Here is a 20,924-nt window from a genome sequence, read left to right on the forward strand (position 1 = left end):
TTATATCTTATAACGTAAGCAAAATGAAATCAATATCTATTTTATACGGATTATTAGCGTTGACATTAACGGTGTCATGTAGTGATCAGCTTGCCCCAGTGGCATCCAATGCACTGAGACCGACAGTAGTGACTGAGCAGACCGAATACGATACAGATGATCCCGCAATTTGGATTAACCCACGAGACCCTAGCAAAAGTTTGATCGTAGGTACAGACAAAGAAATAAATGGTGGTTTATATCTGTATGATCTAAAAGGAAAGATTGTCAATAAAGTAACGGGATTGCAACGCCCTAATAATGTAGATATCGCTTACGGTATCATGATCAATGGTAAAAAGATAGATATAGCTATTACCACCGAACGTAAATCTCATAAAATAAGAATATATAGTCTTCCAGATCTGAAACCAGTAGATGGAGGTGGTATAGAGGTGTTTGTCGGTGAAAAAGGAGAAGATGAACGAGATGGTATGGGGATAGCAGTATATACCAAAAAGATCGACTCTTTAACGAATGAAATCTATGCTATTGTTGGCAGAAAAACTGGATCTTCAGGCAGCTATTTATGGCAGTATAAGTTAAGTGGGAAACCTGATGGCACTATTCAGGCAGAAGTTGTACGCAAGTTTGGTGCTTATAGCGGAGCAAAGGAAATCGAAGCGATTGCTGTAGACAATGAGTTAGGTTATGTGTATTATTCAGATGAAACAGTAGGAGTGCGCAAGTATTTTGCTGATCCCGCTCTAAATAATAATAAAGAATTAGCTCTCTTTGCTAAAGGAGAAGCTAAACGTGATCATGAAGGTATTGCTATTTATAAAACAGGGGAGAAAACAGGTTATATTCTAGTTTCTAATCAACAGAATAATTCTTTTTTAGTTTATCCAAGAGAAGGTGAAGCTTCCAATCCCCACGCTTACAAATTATTGGCAGACATTCCCGTTGCTGCTGTAGAGTGCGACGGTGCAGATGCAACGCATGTCAATCTAGGTCCTGAATTTCCAAATGGTATGTTAGTAGCCATGAGTAATGGTAAAGTATTTCATATATATGACTGGAATGAAGTTCAAAAACGTATTGAAGTAGGAAAATAGTGGTTATTTAAAAAAATTAGTTGCCCACCGATATGCTTCAACCTGAACCATATCGGTGGGCAACTTTAGTTAAAAAAATCTTATTTATTCGATCTCCAATAAAAGGACCTGCCAAGCGAGAGTCAACTTATCTTCATCCAATAGCTTAGCGGCATACATCTGGAGAAGTTTCCGTCTTAATGGTAGCTGCTCTTGCGATTGATCCCATATCGCTTTGACATTTGGATCTAAACTTAATCTGTTTTCATCAGTCAATACAGGTAATTGCTCGACATTAGCTAATCTTCCCAAATGATTACCTGTTAGGATTTCCGAAAAGCGAATATGTTCAGGAAGTGCATCAACTCCAATTCCTAGATTTCTCAGGGGTTTTGGAACCTCAAATAAAGATTCTTTGGTGACGCGACAGTACCAGTTACCACCTAAGCGAGCAACAAGATCGAGGGACTCTTGTGTGATCTGATGGTCATCATCCAATAAAGTTTTGTGAATATGCATTCTAACAACTTCTGCAATAACCATATTGCCACCTCCAGGGCCATCTCCAAGACTGATGATTTCTTTAACTTTACATTCCAACTGTATGGGTGATTCTGCAACACGAGGCGGTTTGATCAGTTCCGATGCAATTGCTGTGAAACCCGATTTTTCAAATTCATTTATACCTTTTCCATATTCAGTACTCGCGAGTGATTGTTGCTGTACCATAGCATAATTTACAATATTGATCACTACTTCTGGTACCTCTTCGATATTATCTAATGTATGTTTTGTTGAGCCATCTCGCATCCTTAATAAGGGAGAAAAAACACATATAGGTGGTTGCTGAGACATGAAATTAAAATAGCTGAAGGGGCTCAAGTTGACCTCACCTGCAGCATCTATCGTGCTGGCAAAACAGATAGGACGCGGTGCTACAGCATATTTGATGAGATCATCAAAGATAGCTTGTTGTGCTACAGGATCTATTACTGTTGTTTTTTCTGGTTTCATAAGCTATATTGCTAATTTAAATTTATTATTCTTAATTATTTATTCGCACAATGTGATTCTCCAGCTGACCAAGACCAGTTACGTTCATGGTGATCTCATCACCCTCTGTCAACCATTGTTCTTTGTAATCTGGATCATTTAATTTTCCAGTTCCATTGAGCTCTAAGAAACAGCCAGTACCTACAGTTCCTGAGCCAATTACATCTCCCGGAAATATATCCACACCATAAGAAATGCGTTCAATGATTTCGGCAAACGTCCAGTCCATATCTCGAAGATTACCCATGGAGACCAGTTTTCCATTTACCGAGCACGACATTTCAAGATTATAAGTGGCGCCAACATGGCCTTTAGGAGGATCTACTCTATATTTTTCCAATTCATCGGCTGTTACTAGGCACGGTCCTATGACCGTCGCAAAATCTTTTCCTTTGGCTGGTCCCAAATTGAGCTTCATCTCTTCCATCTGAAGTGTTCGAGCACTGATGTCGTTCATGATCATATAACCAGCTATATAGTCATCAGCTTCCGAAGCGGGTATATTCCGCCCCTGCTTCTGTATGACAATAGCAACTTCCAGTTCAAAATCAAGTTTATCAAAATGTTTAGGCATGCAAGCCACTGCTCCAGGTCCACAGATAGCTCTATGATTTGAAAAATAAAAGACAGGAAATTGGTCAAACTCGGCAATCATTTCTAGTCCACGATTGCGACGAGAGGTGTAAACATGCTGACGAAAGGCATAGGCATCACGCAGTGAACCCGGACGAGGTACAGGTGCATTTATAATGGTATTATCAATCGTATACGGTGTGCTATTAGTAGTTGCAGTGCAAAGTGAAAGGTATGCCTCACGCATAGTTCTCTTTACCGTATGGTCTGTAAGTAAATAGCGATCCATGGTATTCGGAAAGGATTTGTCGACCTTGTCACAAGGATAGATATGTGTGCCAATTAAAAAAGCCAAACACTCGTTTTCTCCCAGAATACAGGTAATGAGTTTCATAATCTGATGTATATAATATTAAAATTGGTTTCTGTTCTTTATGCTCTTAAATGCAATAAAAAAGATTATAGTCGCATGTCCTCTGCAACGCAATTGGGTTAAATATAGGAAGTTCGCTAATCATTTTATATATTTAATTTGAAATATTAAAAAATAAAATATTATATTTGATTAAATAAAAAATCCAATTATGAACACCAGTAGACTCATAAATAAGAGAGTCATTTTAGGAATGAGTGCTTTCTTGAAGGCATTGATCGCTGATGTGGTGTTTGCTCAATATTAAATAATCTTCCCTCTTCGTTATTTATTTGTGCTAGAGTTACTTGTCTAACCCTTGCCGCAGCATATATCATTTCACTTTTTTAATTTAGTTACTTATGCCACTTTATCATCAATTGGGAAAAGTTCCTCCTAAAAGACATACCGTATTTCGGAAGCCTAATGGTGCACTCTACTCCGAAGAATTGGTTTCTACACATGGTTTTTCGAGTACTTATTCATTAGTTTATCACTGCCATCCGCCAACACTGGTCAAACAGATTGGAGAAGCCTATGATGTTTCCCCAAAAATAGCGCGTAGCAAGCATCTCAAGCACACGAGCTTAAAAGGTTTTGCGGTACAAAAAAAAGACGATTACTTAGAAAGTCGTATTCCCGTTCTGGTCAATGATGATCTCCATATTTCACTCGCTGCACCTCAGACATCAATGACCAATTATTTTTATAAGAATAGTCAAGCTGACGAGATCATCTTTATTCATGAAGGCTCAGGTATCATCAAAACAGGATATGGGCAAATTCCTTTTGCTTATGGCGACTATATTGTTATTCCTAGAGGAGTGATTTATCAGATTCATTTTGATCATCCTGACAATCGCTTGTTTATAATCGAATCATTTTCCCCAATTCGTACTCCCAAACGTTATCGTAATGAATTTGGGCAATTGATGGAGCACGCTCCTTTTTATGAAAGGGATATCAGAAGGCCTGCTGCATTAGAAACTATTGATGAAATCGGAGAATTTGAAGTTAAAATTAAAAAACAAGGATTGATCTATCCCTATATTTATGGTAGTCATCCTTTTGATTTCATTGGTTGGGATGGTTATCATTATCCATGGGCATTCTCTATTCACGATTTTATGCCTATCACAGGAAAACTGCATCAACCACCACCTGTACACCAAACTTTTGAGACCGATACTTTTGTTGTGTGTAGCTTTTGTCCTCGTCTGTATGATTATCATCCAGAGTCCATTCCCGCCCCTTACAGCCATAGTAATGTAGATTCTGATGAAGTCTTATATTATGTTGATGGCGATTTTATGAGCCGCAAAAGTGTAGAACGTGGGCAGATAACGTTACATCCTGGTGGCATTCCCCACGGCCCACATCCAGGTACCGTGGAGAAAAGTATCGGACAGAAGCAGACCGATGAATTGGCGGTTATGATTGACCCATTTAGACCATTAATGTTGACAGAAGAAGCACTAGCCATTGAAGATCCAGATTATTACAAATCGTGGTTGAGTGAATAATATTAAATATACTCTTAAAATATAAGATAATGAAACAGACTTTTGCTGAGAAAATAGCTTTAGCGCAAGATTTTCTGCCCATCAATGGCACAGATTATATTGAATTTTATGTGGGCAATGCCAAGCAAGCAGCTCACTTTTATAAAACAGCTTTTGGATTTCAGTCCGAAGCTTATGCTGGACCAGAAACAGGAATCCGAGATCGAGCTTCCTATGTATTGAGACAAGGTAAGATCCGGTTGGTATTGACTACTGCTCTACGATCGGATCATCCGATATCAGAACATGTGAAACAGCATGGTGATGGAGTCAAGATTCTTGCCCTTTGGGTAGATGATGCGACTAAAGCTTTTGAAGAAACCACTAAAAGAGGAGCTCGTGTGTATCAAGAACCGAAGGTACTCACTGATGAATATGGTGAAGCAGTTACTTCGGGGATATATACCTATGGCGAAACAGTACACCTCTTTGTCGAACGTAAGCATTATAATGGTGTGTTCTTGCCCGGATATCAAGCATGGAGCAGTGACTATCAACCCGATGAAGTTGGGTTATTATATATTGATCATTGTGTTGGTAATGTGGGTTGGAACAAAATGAATGAAACAGTAGATTGGTACCAGCGCGTCATGGGATTTGTTAATGTGCTTTCTTTTGATGATAAGCAGATCAATACGGAGTATTCGGCATTAATGAGTAAGGTGATGAGCAATGGGAATGGTTATGTTAAATTTCCAATCAATGAACCAGCAGAGGGGCAGAAGAAATCCCAGATCGAAGAGTACCTCGAATTTTATGAAGGAGAGGGTGTACAGCATGCTGCTTTGGCAACACATGATATTGTAAAGACAATCAAAGCCTTGAAAGCTCGCGGTGTAGAGTTTTTAGGTGCGCCGCCAGAAGCCTATTACGATATGTTGCCCGAACGAGTAGGTCAGATTGATGAAGAAATAAAAATTATTCAAGATCTCGGTATTTTAGTTGATCGTGACGATGAAGGTTACCTTTTACAGATCTTCACAAAACCAGTAGAAGATCGTCCCACGTTATTCTTTGAAATTATACAACGCAAAGGAGCTCAAAGTTTTGGTGCAGGTAATTTTAAAGCTTTATTTGAAGCTATCGAACGGGAACAGGAGAAAAGAGGGAATTTATAATCAGTATACCAATAGCTTGTATAAGTTAAAAATAGAATGTAGATACTATGGAAAATATGAAAGAGCTTCTGCAAGCTTTTGAACAAAAAAGACCTGAGATCATTTTTGAATGGAAAGATACAGAAACTGAGGCAGAAGGATGGGTTGTTATTAATTCGTTGCGTGGTGGAGCAGCTGGAGGAGGTACAAGGATGCGGTTGGGATTGGATAAGAACGAAGTAGAATCATTAGCCAAGACCATGGAGGTGAAGTTTACCGTTTCGGGACCTCCTATAGGAGGAGCCAAATCAGGAATTAATTTTGATCCATCTGATCCGAGAAAAATAGGTGTATTGGATAGGTGGTTTAAAGTTGTCACTCCTTTGCTTAAAAATTACTACGGTACAGGCGGTGATCTCAATGTCGATGAAATTCACGACGTCATTCCGTTAACAGAACAATATGGTCTCTGGCACCCTCAAGAAGGTGTGTTGAATGGTCATTTCAAGGTGCGTGAAAATGAACGCATCCATCAGATCGGTCAACTTAGGTATGGCGTTTCTAAAGTTTTAGAAGACCCAGCATATAGTCCTGATATGAAAAGAAAATATAAGATAGCGGATATGATTACAGGCTATGGCGTGGCAGAAGCTGTTAAACATTTTTACAGATGCTATGAGAGTAATTGTGCGGGTAAGAGTGCAATCATTCAAGGTTGGGGAAATGTTGCAGCAGCAGCAGCATTTTATCTCAGTAAGATAGGGGTAAAGATTGTCGGAATTATTGACCGTGCTGGCGGATTGATTAATCCTCTAGGTTTTACCGAAGCAGAAATCACGACCTTGTTTCTCAATCGTAAAGGAAACGAATTGTATAGCCCTGAATTACTTTCTTTTGAAGAAGTGAACCAGCAGATCTGGCATATGGGCGCAGCTATTTTTATTCCTGCTGCCGCTTCACGGCTGGTTTCTAAAGAGCAGGTCAGTGAATTGGTCGCGCATGGACTTGAACTGATTGCTTCAGGAGCCAATGTTCCTTTTTCAGATCGTGAAATTTTTTATGGACCCGTGATGGAATATGCCGATACGCAGGTATCCGTCATTCCCGATTTTATAGCAAATTGTGGTATGGCACGTGTTTTTGCATATCTGATGCAGCCCAATGTAGAGATCAGTGATGATGCATTATTCTCAGATGTATCGCGTATTATCGGACAAGCGATCGATCAAATAAGAGCAGTATCCGATTCCAAAACACATCTATCATCCAAAGCATATGAAATTGCCCTAAAGCAATTGATTTGATTAGTTCTCCCATGCAAAGATGGATATATGAAAAAGCATTTGTGAGAAAAACCACAAATGCTTTTTTTATAATAATTGATGCTATATCTTATTCTTCTCTAGTTAGGTCATCTTTTTTTTAGCGGTTTGGCCGTCCTTCAGTTCTTCAGCTTTTAGCTCATCCAATACTTTTTTCAATTGGTTGACATATGGGCCATAAAAATACCGTGTCCACGCCAGTATAGATAAGATAAAACTTAAACTGACCACCAGCGTAAGAATAATAAGTGTTACTTTGAATTGAGGAGAGATGGACGAAAAATCTTTTCCTTTTTCCAATAAAGTACTGTATACATATAAAGCTATAGCAATCAGCGCTGTAGGGAGTAGAAGAAAACCAAAAGCGTGATAGCGCTCTATATTTAATTTAAAATCGTAATATATTTCGGTCAAGCTATCTTTTGTATCAGCAGTGTAATGGTTAATCCTATTATAAAATAATCGGAATAAGTTCAAATAATATGCTGAAATAACAACTAATAAGGCATAAGAAGCATAATAGATAACATGCAATGAAGGATGGAGATGAAACAGTGGTGGGAAAAATCCCAAAAATAGGATTGCTACAATCTGTATATACCATTCCTTCTTCATATTTTGCTTGAGTTTATCTAAAGGATGTTTAGCTTGTCTCAATTGTTTTATTTGTGCTGGAATATGGACATCGTCCGTGTTTTCAGTATTCCACGCCGATTTTAATTTATCAAGATTCATAACCTGTTTTTTTTATGATTTGTTGTAATTTTTCTTTAGTTCTATTGAGTTTTACGCGTACATTTCCTTCACTTATTCCTAGCTGAAATCCCGTTTCACGATGCGAAAGTCCTTCCATAAAGTAAAATATCAAAGCCTTTTCTACGGGATTTAACTGCTGTACAGCCTGATAGAATACCTCGAGTTGTCGATCCTTTTCTGGGTTGTAGGCTTCATTTTCTGGTTCTTTAGCACTTGCATAATCATAAATATCACTTCTGCGCTTTTCCTTTTTAAAGTAAGAAATAGCTGTATTAATCGCTACTCGATACATCCAAGAAGAAAAAGCACTATCTCCTTTAAAGTTTTGGTAAGATTTCCATAATTGAATTATGATTTCCTGCTGTAAGTCTTCTCGGTCTTCTGGGCTGTCCATATAGAGACGAGCTACCTTATGTAGGATACCTTTGTGAACCTCCATCAGATTCAGAAATGTTTTTTCACTTGAATAATCTACTAACATCTTATATTATTGCAAAAATTTTAGTGGTCTGGACAGCATTTTCAACGTTTAATGCTTAAAAATACATTCCTTTTTTGTTGTTTTAATTAGTAAGTACAAGTGGAACTCCTTTCGTTACACTTTTTTTAAAAAAAACAAACATTGCGGACCGAGGTGTAGATCCTATCTATTTTAGATAGATAAAACTTTTTTAAATACTATCTATGAGGTACCATATCAATAATGCGCTGACGAATATAAGCCCAAAAGTAGACAGCATGATAAGCGGATTGGAGCTTCCATACGTATCTGCATCGATCTCTTTTTCTATTTTTTTATAATTGAGGTAAGCAAACAGTGCTGTCATAGCTCCAAGTGCAACCAGTGTGACACCAATTGCGCCAGAATACCCCTTTTGTAGAATATGTTGGTTGTTATGTAGTATTAAGCTCACTTGTTTTACAAATAATGAAAATTTTACGACCACAAACCCAAATCCCATGATTCCGATACTCGTGCGTATCCATGCTAAGAATGTACGTTCATTGGCCAAATGGTCACTTGTTTTTTTCTGAGGTTGATTATCCATAATATTTCCGATATACGATATAACAATCAAAAAGCGAGATTGATTTACTTTGTCTGGTCTTGGTAAATGAATACATACCTTATTTCGAGGATTTTTAATTTTAAAAATTATGGTAATTATTTATCTAAGTTATGTCGAATAATAAGCTGTATATCTTTATTGATATGTTGGGCATGTTGTCATAATGAAAATGCCTAAAGCTGGGAACTTCAGGCATTTTCTAACCAATTATTAATCTAAATTATGAATAAAAGTTATTTCAAATGTTGTGCCAAGAAATAAACTTATCGTTATTTTGTGATATTGCATTAATAAAATTACAAAGCTTATAATAATTTTAGTTACTTTCTTTGCTTATTTTCTCTAACTGATAGGAGTTATCTCCCAATTTTACCAATTTAATCTTTGTGCCAGCTTCAAGTTCAAGTTCTTCCGCAGCATGTTGTCCCAAACTGAGGACATGAGAACGATCTCTTCTGTAAGAAAAAGCACACTCGTATTCATTTTTAATCAGTATTATAATCTTTTTAGTCTTATTTGGAAATAAAGGTTTTAGATCCTTCGTGATTCTAATTTGATTTTTAGTCACATCTTCTGCTGTAATTTGATTTCCTTTTGAAGGAATAATTGCATAATCCACCTCTGTCACATGTCCTTTTCCTGTCGTTGTAGGGGTACTAGCACTTGCTGTTTGTGTTCCTAAATCCTCAGGTTGTGAAGGTAAGTTTGTTTTTGTCTGACTATTTGTTTTCTTTACTTCTTTTTGAATGGTGTTAGGTCGTTCAGTAGATGGTTGGACAGTAGGAGTTGAAAGTTTTGCCTGTTGATTAGCTATATTGACCTCGGACGCAGTTATAGTAGGATTTGTATTTTTTGATTTTCCTTTTGATTTTCCTTGCTTTGGCGACAGGTTATTTCGTTCAGTCGGTGCAGGTACGGGCAGCGGTATAGATTTGGCTTGTTGAGTTGTTGGATTTATAGGTTGGTTGGGCGCAACATGAGGTTTTGCATGATGAGAAGTACTATTCGTTGGAGCAGCTTGAGTACTAGTTGCGCTTGCTGCTGTCGTAAGAGCAGGATTTGCTTGTAGGGGTTTATTGATGATATTTCTGATGTAGTAATTTTTTATTCTTGATTTTTCCGTATTACGCTCCTCAATTTCAAAATCTTCTTTGTAAGCCTTAAAAAGATGTGATATTTTCTCATAACCGTAGTTTCTAGCATCAAAATCTGGTTTTCTTTTATTAAATAGGCTACCTATTTCACCTAAAAACGCCCATCCGCTTTCATCAGCAGTATCATCTACCGTATCTTTTAATAGCTCCAGTGTCTCTTCATCCAAGGCAGAAATTTTATTTCGGTCAATAACGGGATTGGGAGTTGAACCGGAATTATTATTTTTCTTTTTCACAGCTTTTTTAGAAACTTCTTTTTCTAATATTTCGACATATATAAATTTGTCGCAAGAAGAAATAAAAGGTTTAGGTGTTTTCCGTTCGCCAATACCGATCACTAATTTACCTGATTCGCGAAGCCTAGTCGCTAAACGGGTGAAATCACTGTCACTGGATACAATACAAAATCCATCTACACGATCCGAGTGTAAAATATCCATCGCATCGATAATTAAAGCCGAATCTGTTGAATTTTTACCCTGGGTGTAGCTATATTGTTGAATAGGGGTGATCGCATGGGTTAAGAGGCTATCTTTCCAATTTTCTACATAAGGACTGGTCCAGTCACCGTAGATACGCTTGATCGTAGGGATTCCATATCGTTTTACTTCATTCAATATCTCTTCTATTTTTTTATATGAGATATTATCAGCATCAATCAAGATCGCTATTTTTTTTTCTGTTTCTTCTGGCATCCCTTGTGTTTTTAATATGCGCTATAAATTGAATTCTCCTGAAATGATAAGTTATTTATTTACCTTAATTTGATTTTAACGCACTAGAACAATCTGAACATTCAGATGATATAGTTTGTATTGAATATGTTAAGTTTAACAACTCTACTCTTGTAAACTTAGATAAATTTGATTAGATACGCAATATATTTGAAGTGATCCATGATCAAGATATTGGTATGATTTATTTTATTCTCAAGAAGAACAGGATTCGTTTTTAGTGTGAATATTGCTGTACTCGACGTTTTTTTCTATACATTGTATCTAATTCCGAATGGCTTATCTACTTTTTGTCTACACAAATTGTCTTTGAAATAAATATTAAATATGATTTTCTATTATACAACAGTTGTTTTTCAAATAAGTTGCGCCGACCGCTCCCTTGTTATGATCGGATCCTTCATTTAAAAGTGATACTCTAATCCAGATGAGCACTCGCTTTTCTATTAAAAACTTATTATTTTTGTTTAAATTATAGTTTTATGCTCATCATTGATTCTCCCTCCAACAACGCTTATTTTAATATAGCTTCTGAAGAATATTTACTGTATAAATATCCAAAAGAAGACATTTTCTTATTGTATAGCAATGCACCATCGATTATTATCGGAAAATTTCAAAATACACTGGCGGAGATTAACTTGGATTATGTTCAAAGTCAAGAAATAAAAGTAGTTAGGCGTATGTCTGGAGGAGGAGCAGTTTATCATGACCTTGGAAATTTAAATTTCTCTTTTCATACGCTTTTAGGTACAAATGACTTTATGGATTTTTCAACCTTCACACAGCCTGTCTTATCTTTATTAAATCATTTGGGGATCCCCGCAAAATTAGAAGGTAGAAACGATCTGTTGGTGGAGGGAAAGAAATTTAGTGGAAATGCAAAACTTGCCAAAAATGGGAAGATGATCCAACACGGTACGCTTTTGATCAATTCTCAAATGGAGGTTCTCGGGTCGGCTTTGAAAGTCAATCCTTTAAAATTTGTGGATAAGGCAGTAAAATCGAACCGCGCCCGTGTGATCAATCTAAGTGAATATCTACCTAAAGAAATTACAGCATTACCTTTCAAAGAATTGCTGATCGCAGAAATGATGAAAAATAATCCGCAAGCAGTCCGCCATGCATTTACAGAAGATGATATCTTGGGTATTGAAAAATTAATAATAGAAAAGTACAATACATGGGAGTGGAATTTTGGGTTTTCGCCACAATATAATTTTAAAAAAGCGCTTAAAATACCAGCGGGCTTTATTGAAATTCATTTAGACGTGCATAAAGGCTATATTGAAAAAGCCAAAATATTTGGAGACTTCTTTGCATCCAAACCGATTGAGGAGCTAGAATCAGCACTAATCGGGCAAAAGCATGACATTGCTCATCTCACAGCGTGGTTGGATCAGCAAGATCTAACAGCATATTTTGGGAAAGTCAGCACATCAGAATTATTAGAGCTGTTTAAATAATAATCTTTTATAAACCTAAAAGATTTCTGATTTAACCAATTTTATAGGTTTATAGTCACATAAACTCATGTTTTTTATGAGATTTTCCGGCAGTTCTTAAATTAACACAAAGATTAAGTCCTAAAATATAACTTAAATATGGCTTTTTAACAAGTACCTGACAAATGGACTTGGTGAGATTAATCTTTATGGTTATGTTTGTCGTTTTGGGCATTGAAATTTGAAACATCACATTCAAATTTCAATGCCCATTGATTTAATGTTAAAAACATCATGATTGCCGACATAGAAGACAAAGAAATTAAACAAATTTATCAAACATCTATTATTCAACAAACAGCCTATTGGTCTGAAGTGAAACGATTACAAGGAGTAACCTCAAAAGCATTTAATTTTAAAACAAAAACAGCAGACCTTTACGTAGACTCAGATGACAGCACTTATTTTATCGGAGATTTGCTGATTTTGATTCAAACTTTAGATCAAGATCACAGCATCGCTTATGTTCCCTATGGGCCAGAAGTGGAGCCATCAGTAGAAAATCAAGGCTATTTTTTAGAACAATTATCCGAAAGCCTAAGATCCTGCTTACCCACAAACTGCATCATGATCCGTTATGACTTATCTTGGGAATCACATTGGGCAAAAGAAGACGACTGTTACGACATAAATGGGAACTGGTTGGGAGTTCCAGATAAAAAAATTCAGGAAATCCGTTTTAACTTCAATACAACTAATTGGAATTTAAGAAAAGCGAATACAGATATCTTACCCTCAAATACTATTTTTGTGGATTTAAAGAAAAATGAGGAAGCTCTATTAGGCGCTATGAAAACCAAAACTCGCTATAATGTCAATCTTTCTCAGAGAAAAGGAGTCAAAATTCGTTCATTAGGTCTGGATAGTTTAGCAATTTGGTATGATCTCTATCGACAAACGGCTGCACGAAATCATTTCTTTTTACATGATATCAGCTATTTTAGAGTTGTACTTTCTGCGCGAGCCAATGACACACTCTCTCCAGCAGATGTCTATTTATTAGTCGCAGAGATTGAAGATAAGCCATTAGCAGCAATGTTTTTGGTCGTATCGGCAAATCGAGGAACATATTTGTACGGAGCATCGGCTACAGAAAATAGAAATTATATGGCTACTTATGCGTTACAATGGCGCGCCATGCAGATTGCTAAAGAAAAAGGCTGTACCGAATATGATTTTTTTGGCGTAGCTCCCCAAGCAGATGCTTCCCATCCATTATATGGACTGTACAGATTCAAAACTGGTTTTGGTGGTGAAATTTTTCATCGTATGGGGTGTTGGGATTATCCGCTAGATAATGAAAAGTATAAATATTATACCTCTATGGAATTCAAAAATCAAAGTTATCATCTGAGCTAAAAAAGGCGGGTACAGCAATATTTCTTCTGCACCCGCCTTTTAATCTTTAGATAAGCAGGATAGTACCCATGCCTATAACTGTATTCTATTCATCATAATGTGATTAAGTTGTCGTGTCTACATTCCATCCTGACAATATTCCTCCATAAAAATAGAAAGTGACATGAAATTTTTTATTACTTAATTCATCCGAAACCAGATAGCGTTCCGTAACATCATAAGATGCCACCTTTTTGAAACTTGATAATTTTACCTCAGGAAGATTGTCGGTTGTTGCTGATCCCGCAACCATATGCTGTATTTTAGCGGTAATTAAATTCATAATTCCTTCTTTTTTGAATGGATTACGTACAATTTGATTTTTACCAATAATAGGCATTACACCATTATTTGCTCGTTTTTTCGCCTTTGCCTCTGCAGTATAGCTTTTAAATTTCTCTTTAATTTTAGGATCACGGATGCTATTAATTGTAAATATGGCTATTCCCTGTGCTCCATGATTCAACGCCTCATCCATTTCTGTAAACATGACATCACTATCACTCGCCATTAGTCCGCAGAATAAAGTCGTCATCTTATTTTTGTCGTTTACATTTTCGATTGTGCAATCTCTAATAAAACTTGGATCTTCTGTGTAGAAATTACTGTATACCATCGGAAATACCATATCCAATTTCCATTTCCCCCAATCTTGCCTTACCATTCGAGAAGCCATTTTAGGTGTTGGAAAGGGGGATGCAGCCATTATTTTACCACTCGCATGCACCACATCTGCAATCATATTGGCTATATCTGTAATTTGATCACAACGAAACTGTCTCCATTTGAGATCGCTAGAGGGATCTTTCTGTGTACGTGGATCATAACCATATTGATCTTTGAATTTTTGGATCGCTACTGGATGATAGCCATAATCCCAAGCGGCATATTCGCGATCTTGCACGATATGATATTTGGGCCAAAGTGTGGTAGGAAGTACCACATCGACGTAGCGGTTATAGTCGATAGAGATCCCATCCAAACCCTCTACATCGCAATAGGATTGAATTTTTTCTTTGATATAATTTTTGACTTCTGGAAGAACAGGAGATAAGAATTTATAATAACCCACATATGCCGTTGTATCAGCTAAACTTTTACCATTTCTATTCACACTAAACCACTCCGGATGTTTTTTCAAAATCTGTTCCCGATCATGTTCAAGATTTAACGTCCATAACCAGGCAACTACTTTAATCCCATATTTATGCGCAATCGGAATGGCTACTCTATAATCATCAGGGGTAGGAGCATTGAGCATGACACCATCGATACCTAAGTATTGCATTTCACGACATAGGGAATCAAAATTACTGGTAGGTCTGTAATCTAACCAAGTCCAAAACATGGGTTGATCTGTGTTGTTTGCAGCAGCAGCTTGTTTGCTGGTCAAAAGAAATAATCCTAAGAAAAAAAGAACGCAAATACGTAATTTAAGCGAATGATGGTGGTTCATAATCTATACTTTATTAATACAAAGAAATCAGATAGTATTTAAATGGATAATATTTACGTGCAATATAAATAATTTCAGTCGAAAGTCAGGTAAGCTATACCCTTTTAGCATATCTTAATCTTGAGTAATCTTATTTATGTGAGCAATCAGATTGAATGTCAATTCTTTTGTCATAAAAAACGCCTGAAGCGGGGAACTTCAGGCGTTTTAACTAACCAATTATTAACCTAAATTATGAATACCTATTAAACGTTTTGTTTTAAGCAATTGTTGTATTTGCATTTTTATTTTAACACATTTTAACGATTGTAATGGGTGATTGTATCCGGTATAATCAAAAATATTAATTTCAATTCCATAACATAAAAAAACGCCTGAAGTGGGGAACCTCAGGCGTTTTAACTAACCAATTATTAACCTAAATTATGAATACTTTATAAACGCCACAATTTGTGGTATTGTTACTTATCGTATTCTTTTTTAACAGATTTTAACTTTTTGAAGCATTTATAAACTTATTAATCAATTATTATACTCCTTCAAATAAAGGTGCAAGGACCTCTTTAAAGCGCACAAACTAGATCTTGATCGGTATAACTTTGTTTTCATTGGCGTATTTCCATTTGGCATATGCTCATTCATTTAAATGGATAGACTCCAATTGGCATTATCCTTGAAGAAAAGTACACTTGAAAGTAGAAGAATTTGCGAGATACCCTATTTTGTTTTATCATTTTCGAAATTTACAACATCCGAAATCAAAATTTTCAATATATTATCCATCATGATCGTTTTTTGCGATCATGGGCGGCATACATTAAATAATAAAAAAGAAATGTTGCGATTTCGCAATTTGAGCCATTTCCAAATGAAAGAAAAGTTAAATGCTAGTCAGGAAGTCACGTACTTGTTTGATAAATACTATTTGCAACTAGGTGATATATCATACATCGAACTGGATTTCTTGTCGTCTTTAATAGCTATATTCAGACCAAAACGAAAATCACTATATTATCAGGTCGATATCGATCCTTTATTGAGTTATTTACAACAATTTACCCAGCATAAGGATCAGTTTGTTCAATATGTGCATCGTGTTCTTGACCAGAAAGATTTTGATCAATTGATAACGGATACGGGCATTATTAGTTATGCCGATTTTAGGTATGAGATTAAAAAAAGATTTACTGAAAAGTATTTACCTTCGCAACCGCCCAAATCGACCTTACAGTACGTACTCAATCAAATTTTTTACCACTCAAAAGATGCGGATTGGGTTGCTTCGATCCCACAAGAACAGTTGCATCAGTTATATACGATTTGTCAATTCCATTCACTTTATGAAAACGACCACAATTTTGAAATAAAAGAAATTTTATATGGGTTAGAGGTACTCGTGCAACGTATTACAGGAAGAGCTATGGAAACAGATGTAAATAAGATGGTTCCAGACTTTCAAAATTTTGATAGTCCATTTATTGCTATTATGCGTGAGTTCAATGAGTTGAATGATCGCTTCTTACGTGACGATCTGCATTTTATGACTTCCGATGATCTTGCCTACAAGCAAATATTGGTTTTGCATAGGCAATGTGAAAATTATATTGATACTGCATTTTCCAATTCCCATCGTTTTGGTATCTCGATCAAAGTCAATCAGTCATTATTACGAATCAGGCAGCAATTGGAAAGGATCAAAGCAATTTTATCTTTTTTGGTGATCAACGATAATCACGAAAAAGTGACCAAAAGTATTGCCTTTGCACAGACCTTAATTGATTATAATTGTCGTAAAAGCAATATTCGAAAACTGGTGGGGCAAAGCACACAATTGTTAGCTTATGAGATCACGCATCATACTGCACAAACGGGAGAGCATTATATTACTTCCACTAAAAAAGAATATTGGCGTATGTTTCGTTCGGCTTGTGGCGGAGGGATCATCGTGGGCATTATGTGTATCATAAAATTGTTTCTAGGAAAAGTAGAGACGAGTGAATTTGGACATGCGTTACTTTACAGTATGAATTATGCCATAGGATTTACTGCTATTTATCTTTTTGGAGCAACATTAGCAACAAAACAACCCGCGATGACAGCCTCAGCGTTAATTGCTGCTATTGAAAATGGTCCCTCTGGACAGGATCAAAATCGACATAAGTATTGGAGTTTTGCTATTTTCTTTGCCCGACTATTCCGTTCACAATTTATTGCATTTGTTGGCAATGTGATGATGGCTTTTCCAGTCAGTTTAATTTTGATATGGGGTATTCAGGAGGTTTTCCACTACAATGCAGCGGCCGCTAAGTGGTTAAAACTGGTTAATGAATTAAATCCCACAGAGACACCGATGATAGTGCATGCTTGCATTGCGGGAGTCTTTTTATTTTTGTCTGGAATTATTGCCGGTAGTATATCCAATAGGGACAAACATAATTCGGTCTATTATCGAATTGAGGAACAACCCGTGTTAAAGAAAGTGTTTGGTAAAGAAAAAACAGCCAAAGTCGCTCGATTTTATGAAAAAAAATGGGCAGGAATAGTCTCCAATATTTGGTTTGGCGTTTTTATGGGAACAACAGCTTCTGTTGGTATGTTTTTAGGGCTAAATCTAGATATTAGGCACATCACCTTTGCCAGTGGTAATCTGGCATTAGCCTGGTTTGGTCACGATAGTTATCTGAGCACAGAAATGTGGATATGGGGTATACTTGGGATTGGTATTATAGGTTTTTTTAATTTTGTAGTTAGTTTTTCCCTTTCATTGATATTGGCATTTCGATCTCGAAACCTTTCCTTTGGAGAATTGATTAAAATGGCCAAAGCCGTATGGATCTATTTTAAAATAAACCCAAAATCATTTTTTTTACCGCCAGAAGAGAAAAAATAAATAAGTGGGTTGTCATTTTAGATTAAGATGTAAAGTACTCCCCAGAATTGTTCAAATTCTGGGAGGATGGTCAGGAATGTAAAACCGTTGCGCAGCTTTTTCCTGATGATAGCTATCCGAGCGCTTGCTTTAAATCGGAGATTAAATCATCAATTGATTCTAGCCCAACGCTAATACGAATAAGACCATCGGTAATACCTGTTTTTAATCGGATCTCTCTAGGTATTCCAGCATGGGACATGGAAGCAGGGTGGGAGACTAATGTATCGACAGTGCCGATTGAAACTGCTCGCGTACATATCTGAAGTTTATTGACAAAATCAATTGCTTTTTCATATCCGCCTTTCAGCTCTATGCTCATCACAGATCCGGCATGTCGCATTTGCTTTTTGCTAATCGCATAATCGGGATGAGTTGTAAGTCCATTATAATGCACTTGCGAGATCTCCGGATGGTGATCTAGAAATGTGGCCACATCCATGGCATTGCGACAATGTTGTTCCATTCGTAAGGGTAAAGTTTTAATACCCTGTAAAACAAGAAAAGCATCAAAAGGGTTACTGTTGACTCCCAGTAATTTATGTGTTTGATGCACATACGTATCCATAGCGCTTAGATCTCGACCGACCAATACTCCTCCAATAGCATTACCATGGCCATTTAAAAATTTTGTCGTAGAATGAAACACATAATCCACTCCGTATTTAAAAGGTTGCTGGAGATAAGGAGTAGAAAAGGTATTATCAACAGAAATCAATTTATTGTATTTTTTTGCAAGCTCCACCACACGTTCGATATCAATACACTGCATTGTTGGATTTGCAGGAGATTCAAAGTGAATCAGCTTAATTTCCGGTTTTTCTTTTAAAATAGTTTCCAATTCGTCCGCATCAGTCATATTCGAAAAATAGGCTTTGATACCAAATTTAGGGAGCATCTTCGTAATAAACTCGTGGGTTCCACCATATAAAGATGGAGTAGCAAGTATCCCATCGCCAGCATTAAGGCAGGATATAAATAGCGTGGACATCGCCGACTGTCCACTCGATGTCAATAGAGCACGAGCACGCAAAGGAGTTCCATCAGGATTTAGGATCTTCCAGGTTTCTAGGTCTGCTATAGCTTGTGCTGTCGCATCAGTGGTTGGATTGCCAAATCGAGAGTAAATATATCCTGCATCTTCACCAGAAAATTTACGCATTCCCTGTTCCACGCTATCAAAAGTGAAGGTAGAACTAGCATATATAGGTGCTAAATGGGCATGATGACCATCCGTATGCTCCTGATGAATGGCTAGTGTTCCAAAGTCAATATCATTTCTGGTCATAGGAATAGCTTAAAATTAAATGTTGATCGTTGTTGTACATCTTTGTTCGGTATGTAGGTGTAAGTTGTCAATCCTAAATTTAGGAATAAAAAGATTAAAAAACAGATTGAATATAAGAATCATCTATTTTCGATATTGTGTTAACTACTATTTTATAACAGCTTATATTGTACTAAGATTAAAAAAAAGTAAAACAAACTATTGATCATTTTATTGCCAATGCTATCAGGTGCATGCACCCTATAATTATGTTAATTGACGCCACATGCTATTAAAACATCGATAATTGAATACCCGGACGATTTTTACTGGGTTTTTGCGCTTTTCCCATTACGGTTTGACCATTATATTTCCATGAGTCTCTGCGTTCTTGCTCCAAGACTTCCTGTATGTCAAACTGTGGAGTAAAATTTGCCTCTGCCTGTAGTACGATCTGATGTAGTTTATTGATTGTTTTTAATTTATCCAGATGTCCCAATTTTGATTTTTCTATTCCTTTTCTAAGTACAGTAATACTCTCATCATAAATCGTTAAAGGAACAGGGAATGGATGACCATCTTTACCTCCATGAGCAAAAGCAAATCGTGCAGGGTCTTTAAATCTAGACGGACCACCGTGAATGACCTCACTTACTAAAGCAAGAGATTGCATAGTACGAGGACCGACACCTTTCAGCAGTAACAATTCTTCAAAATTATCGGTCTGCAATTCCCTTGTCACATATAAGAGTGCTCCTAGCCTTTTTAGATCCACATCCGATGCACGGATATCATGTCTGTTAGGCATTACAAGATGGGCAAATTCCTGCATGATCCGAGCAGGATCATTTTGCGCAATAGCTAAGATTCCTTGCCTATTAGATGCTGCCGCTGCTGCTGTTAAGTTTAATATCTTTCCGCGAGAGACGCCATTAATACCCGTATGTGGTTCATCTATAAAAGATTTTAGATGCTGAGAATGCCAGTGATAACGTCTTGCTGTACCATCATTTTCATGCATACCCTGTTGCACAACAGTCCAATTACCTTTGTCTGAAACAATGAAATTATGGAGATAAAGTTGATATCCATCTTGTATAGCTGTATTATCGACTTTTGCAGTCAATTTACTTGCACGTACCAGCGCATCCCCCGAAAGTCCCGTATGGTCCGCTATCCGTAATAATTCTGCGGGTGTTTCTCTCGAAAACTTTCCTTTGCCTCCACAAATATAGAGTCCTAAAGAGGCCGATTGTGGATTAATAGCACGTTTTAAAGCACCCATGACAGAGGTTGTGATCCCAGACGAATGCCAATCCATACCCAACACAGCACCAAAACTTTGAAACCAAAAAGGATCCGATAAGCGGCGCAATACCTCATCTTTACCGTAGTCTGCTAAAATGGCCTCTACGATAGAAAGTCCTAAGGCAGACATGCGTTCATAGAGCCAGGCAGGTACTTTCCCATAATGTAAGGGTAGATCGGCAGTTCCCGAACGTTTCATATTGTTTCGCTAAATATTTTAGTGTAAAATTAGGTAATAAAATCAACAGTTGA

General features: G+C 36.8%; 16 protein-coding genes. 7 read left to right on the forward strand and 9 right to left on the reverse strand.

Going from position 1 to position 20,924, the window contains the following annotated elements:
- Positions 1-23 precede the first annotated feature (23 nt).
- Positions 24-1,097: a phytase gene (locus MUB18_RS10430; protein WP_248755858.1), complete on the forward strand. Its 1,074-nt coding sequence runs from the start codon at positions 24-26 to the stop codon at positions 1,095-1,097.
- Positions 1,098-1,181: 84 nt separating this feature from the next.
- On the opposite strand, the gene MUB18_RS10435 is transcribed toward MUB18_RS10430, so the two are convergent.
- Positions 1,182-2,090, reverse strand: coding sequence for a flavin reductase family protein (locus MUB18_RS10435; RefSeq protein WP_248755859.1), 909 nt, complete (start codon positions 2,088-2,090; stop codon positions 1,182-1,184).
- A gap of 31 nt (positions 2,091-2,121) precedes the next feature.
- Positions 2,122-3,096: a fumarylacetoacetate hydrolase family protein gene (locus MUB18_RS10440; protein ID WP_248755860.1), complete on the reverse strand. Its 975-nt coding sequence runs from the start codon at positions 3,094-3,096 to the stop codon at positions 2,122-2,124.
- A gap of 380 nt (positions 3,097-3,476) precedes the next feature.
- On the opposite strand from MUB18_RS10440, the gene MUB18_RS10445 reads away from it, so the two are divergent.
- From MUB18_RS10445 to MUB18_RS10455, 3 genes are read left to right on the forward strand one after another with little or no spacing between them, the layout of a single operon-like run.
- Positions 3,477-4,637, forward strand: coding sequence for a homogentisate 1,2-dioxygenase (locus MUB18_RS10445; RefSeq protein WP_045752704.1), 1,161 nt, complete (start codon positions 3,477-3,479; stop codon positions 4,635-4,637).
- A gap of 29 nt (positions 4,638-4,666) precedes the next feature.
- A complete protein-coding gene (gene hppD / locus MUB18_RS10450; RefSeq protein ID WP_248755861.1) occupies positions 4,667-5,794 on the forward strand; it encodes a 4-hydroxyphenylpyruvate dioxygenase in 1,128 nt (375 codons plus the stop codon).
- Between the two features lie 47 nt (positions 5,795-5,841).
- A complete protein-coding gene (locus MUB18_RS10455; protein WP_248755862.1) occupies positions 5,842-7,077 on the forward strand; it encodes a Glu/Leu/Phe/Val dehydrogenase dimerization domain-containing protein in 1,236 nt (411 codons plus the stop codon).
- Between the two features lie 102 nt (positions 7,078-7,179).
- Here the strand turns inward: MUB18_RS10455 and MUB18_RS10460 are convergent, their stop codons facing one another.
- The 4 genes from MUB18_RS10460 to MUB18_RS10475 all read right to left on the reverse strand — a co-directional run bounded on the left by MUB18_RS10460 (position 7,180) and on the right by MUB18_RS10475 (position 10,770).
- A complete protein-coding gene (locus MUB18_RS10460) occupies positions 7,180-7,830 on the reverse strand; it encodes a hypothetical protein (protein WP_045752706.1) in 651 nt (216 codons plus the stop codon).
- Positions 7,820-8,332, reverse strand: a complete 513-nt coding sequence (locus MUB18_RS10465; RefSeq protein WP_248755863.1) for an RNA polymerase sigma factor — start codon at positions 8,330-8,332, stop codon at positions 7,820-7,822. The genes MUB18_RS10460 and MUB18_RS10465 overlap by 11 nt, the downstream gene beginning before the upstream one ends.
- A 190-nt stretch (positions 8,333-8,522) precedes the next feature.
- On the reverse strand, positions 8,523-8,900 hold the full coding sequence (locus tag MUB18_RS10470) for a YidH family protein (RefSeq protein ID WP_045752708.1): 378 nt from the start codon (positions 8,898-8,900) through the stop codon (positions 8,523-8,525).
- Between the two features lie 337 nt (positions 8,901-9,237).
- Positions 9,238-10,770: an NYN domain-containing protein gene (locus tag MUB18_RS10475; protein WP_248755864.1), complete on the reverse strand. Its 1,533-nt coding sequence runs from the start codon at positions 10,768-10,770 to the stop codon at positions 9,238-9,240.
- A 521-nt stretch (positions 10,771-11,291) separates the two neighbouring features.
- On the opposite strand from MUB18_RS10475, the gene MUB18_RS10480 reads away from it, so the two are divergent.
- A complete protein-coding gene (locus MUB18_RS10480) occupies positions 11,292-12,275 on the forward strand; it encodes a lipoate--protein ligase (RefSeq protein ID WP_045756511.1) in 984 nt (327 codons plus the stop codon).
- Between the two features lie 273 nt (positions 12,276-12,548).
- Positions 12,549-13,673: a lipid II:glycine glycyltransferase FemX gene (locus MUB18_RS10485; RefSeq protein WP_248755865.1), complete on the forward strand. Its 1,125-nt coding sequence runs from the start codon at positions 12,549-12,551 to the stop codon at positions 13,671-13,673.
- A 103-nt stretch (positions 13,674-13,776) separates the two neighbouring features.
- On the opposite strand, the gene MUB18_RS10490 is transcribed toward MUB18_RS10485, so the two are convergent.
- Entirely contained in the window at positions 13,777-15,168 is a 1,392-nt protein-coding gene (locus MUB18_RS10490) for a family 10 glycosylhydrolase (protein WP_248755866.1), read from the reverse strand.
- A gap of 868 nt (positions 15,169-16,036) precedes the next feature.
- Here MUB18_RS10490 and MUB18_RS10495 point away from each other — a divergent pair.
- Positions 16,037-18,058 (forward strand): site-specific recombinase, encoded by a 2,022-nt coding sequence (locus tag MUB18_RS10495; RefSeq protein ID WP_248755867.1) that lies wholly within the window; start codon positions 16,037-16,039, stop codon positions 18,056-18,058.
- Positions 18,059-18,170: 112 nt separating this feature from the next.
- Here the strand turns inward: MUB18_RS10495 and MUB18_RS10500 are convergent, their stop codons facing one another.
- Together MUB18_RS10500 and MUB18_RS10505 are read right to left on the reverse strand one after the other, a co-directional pair.
- Positions 18,171-19,385, reverse strand: a complete 1,215-nt coding sequence (locus MUB18_RS10500) for a trans-sulfuration enzyme family protein (protein WP_052627832.1) — start codon at positions 19,383-19,385, stop codon at positions 18,171-18,173.
- A gap of 271 nt (positions 19,386-19,656) precedes the next feature.
- Entirely contained in the window at positions 19,657-20,871 is a 1,215-nt protein-coding gene (locus MUB18_RS10505) for a DUF763 domain-containing protein (RefSeq protein ID WP_248755868.1), read from the reverse strand.
- Positions 20,872-20,924: the final 53 nt, after the last annotated feature.

The sequence above is a fragment of the Sphingobacterium sp. PCS056 genome (assembly GCF_023273895.1).
GTDB lineage: Bacteria > Bacteroidota > Bacteroidia > Sphingobacteriales > Sphingobacteriaceae > Sphingobacterium.

Coding starts and splice junctions, on each gene's coding strand:
- MUB18_RS10460 (WP_045752706.1), bottom strand. CDS start 7,830: ATGAATCTTGATAAATTAAAATCGGCGTGGAATACTGAAAACACGGAC.
- MUB18_RS10495 (WP_248755867.1), top strand. CDS start 16,037: ATGAAAGAAAAGTTAAATGCTAGTCAGGAAGTCACGTACTTGTTTGAT.
- MUB18_RS10480 (WP_045756511.1), top strand. CDS start 11,292: ATGCTCATCATTGATTCTCCCTCCAACAACGCTTATTTTAATATAGCT.
- MUB18_RS10435 (WP_248755859.1), bottom strand. CDS start 2,090: ATGAAACCAGAAAAAACAACAGTAATAGATCCTGTAGCACAACAAGCT.
- MUB18_RS10475 (WP_248755864.1), bottom strand. CDS start 10,770: ATGCCAGAAGAAACAGAAAAAAAAATAGCGATCTTGATTGATGCTGAT.
- MUB18_RS10455 (WP_248755862.1), top strand. CDS start 5,842: ATGGAAAATATGAAAGAGCTTCTGCAAGCTTTTGAACAAAAAAGACCT.
- MUB18_RS10440 (WP_248755860.1), bottom strand. CDS start 3,096: ATGAAACTCATTACCTGTATTCTGGGAGAAAACGAGTGTTTGGCTTTT.
- MUB18_RS10505 (WP_248755868.1), bottom strand. CDS start 20,871: ATGAAACGTTCGGGAACTGCCGATCTACCCTTACATTATGGGAAAGTA.
- MUB18_RS10490 (WP_248755866.1), bottom strand. CDS start 15,168: ATGAACCACCATCATTCGCTTAAATTACGTATTTGCGTTCTTTTTTTC.
- MUB18_RS10485 (WP_248755865.1), top strand. CDS start 12,549: ATGATTGCCGACATAGAAGACAAAGAAATTAAACAAATTTATCAAACA.
- MUB18_RS10430 (WP_248755858.1), top strand. CDS start 24: ATGAAATCAATATCTATTTTATACGGATTATTAGCGTTGACATTAACG.
- hppD (WP_248755861.1), top strand. CDS start 4,667: ATGAAACAGACTTTTGCTGAGAAAATAGCTTTAGCGCAAGATTTTCTG.
- MUB18_RS10500 (WP_052627832.1), bottom strand. CDS start 19,385: ATGACCAGAAATGATATTGACTTTGGAACACTAGCCATTCATCAGGAG.
- MUB18_RS10445 (WP_045752704.1), top strand. CDS start 3,477: ATGCCACTTTATCATCAATTGGGAAAAGTTCCTCCTAAAAGACATACC.
- MUB18_RS10465 (WP_248755863.1), bottom strand. CDS start 8,332: ATGTTAGTAGATTATTCAAGTGAAAAAACATTTCTGAATCTGATGGAG.
- MUB18_RS10470 (WP_045752708.1), bottom strand. CDS start 8,900: ATGGATAATCAACCTCAGAAAAAAACAAGTGACCATTTGGCCAATGAA.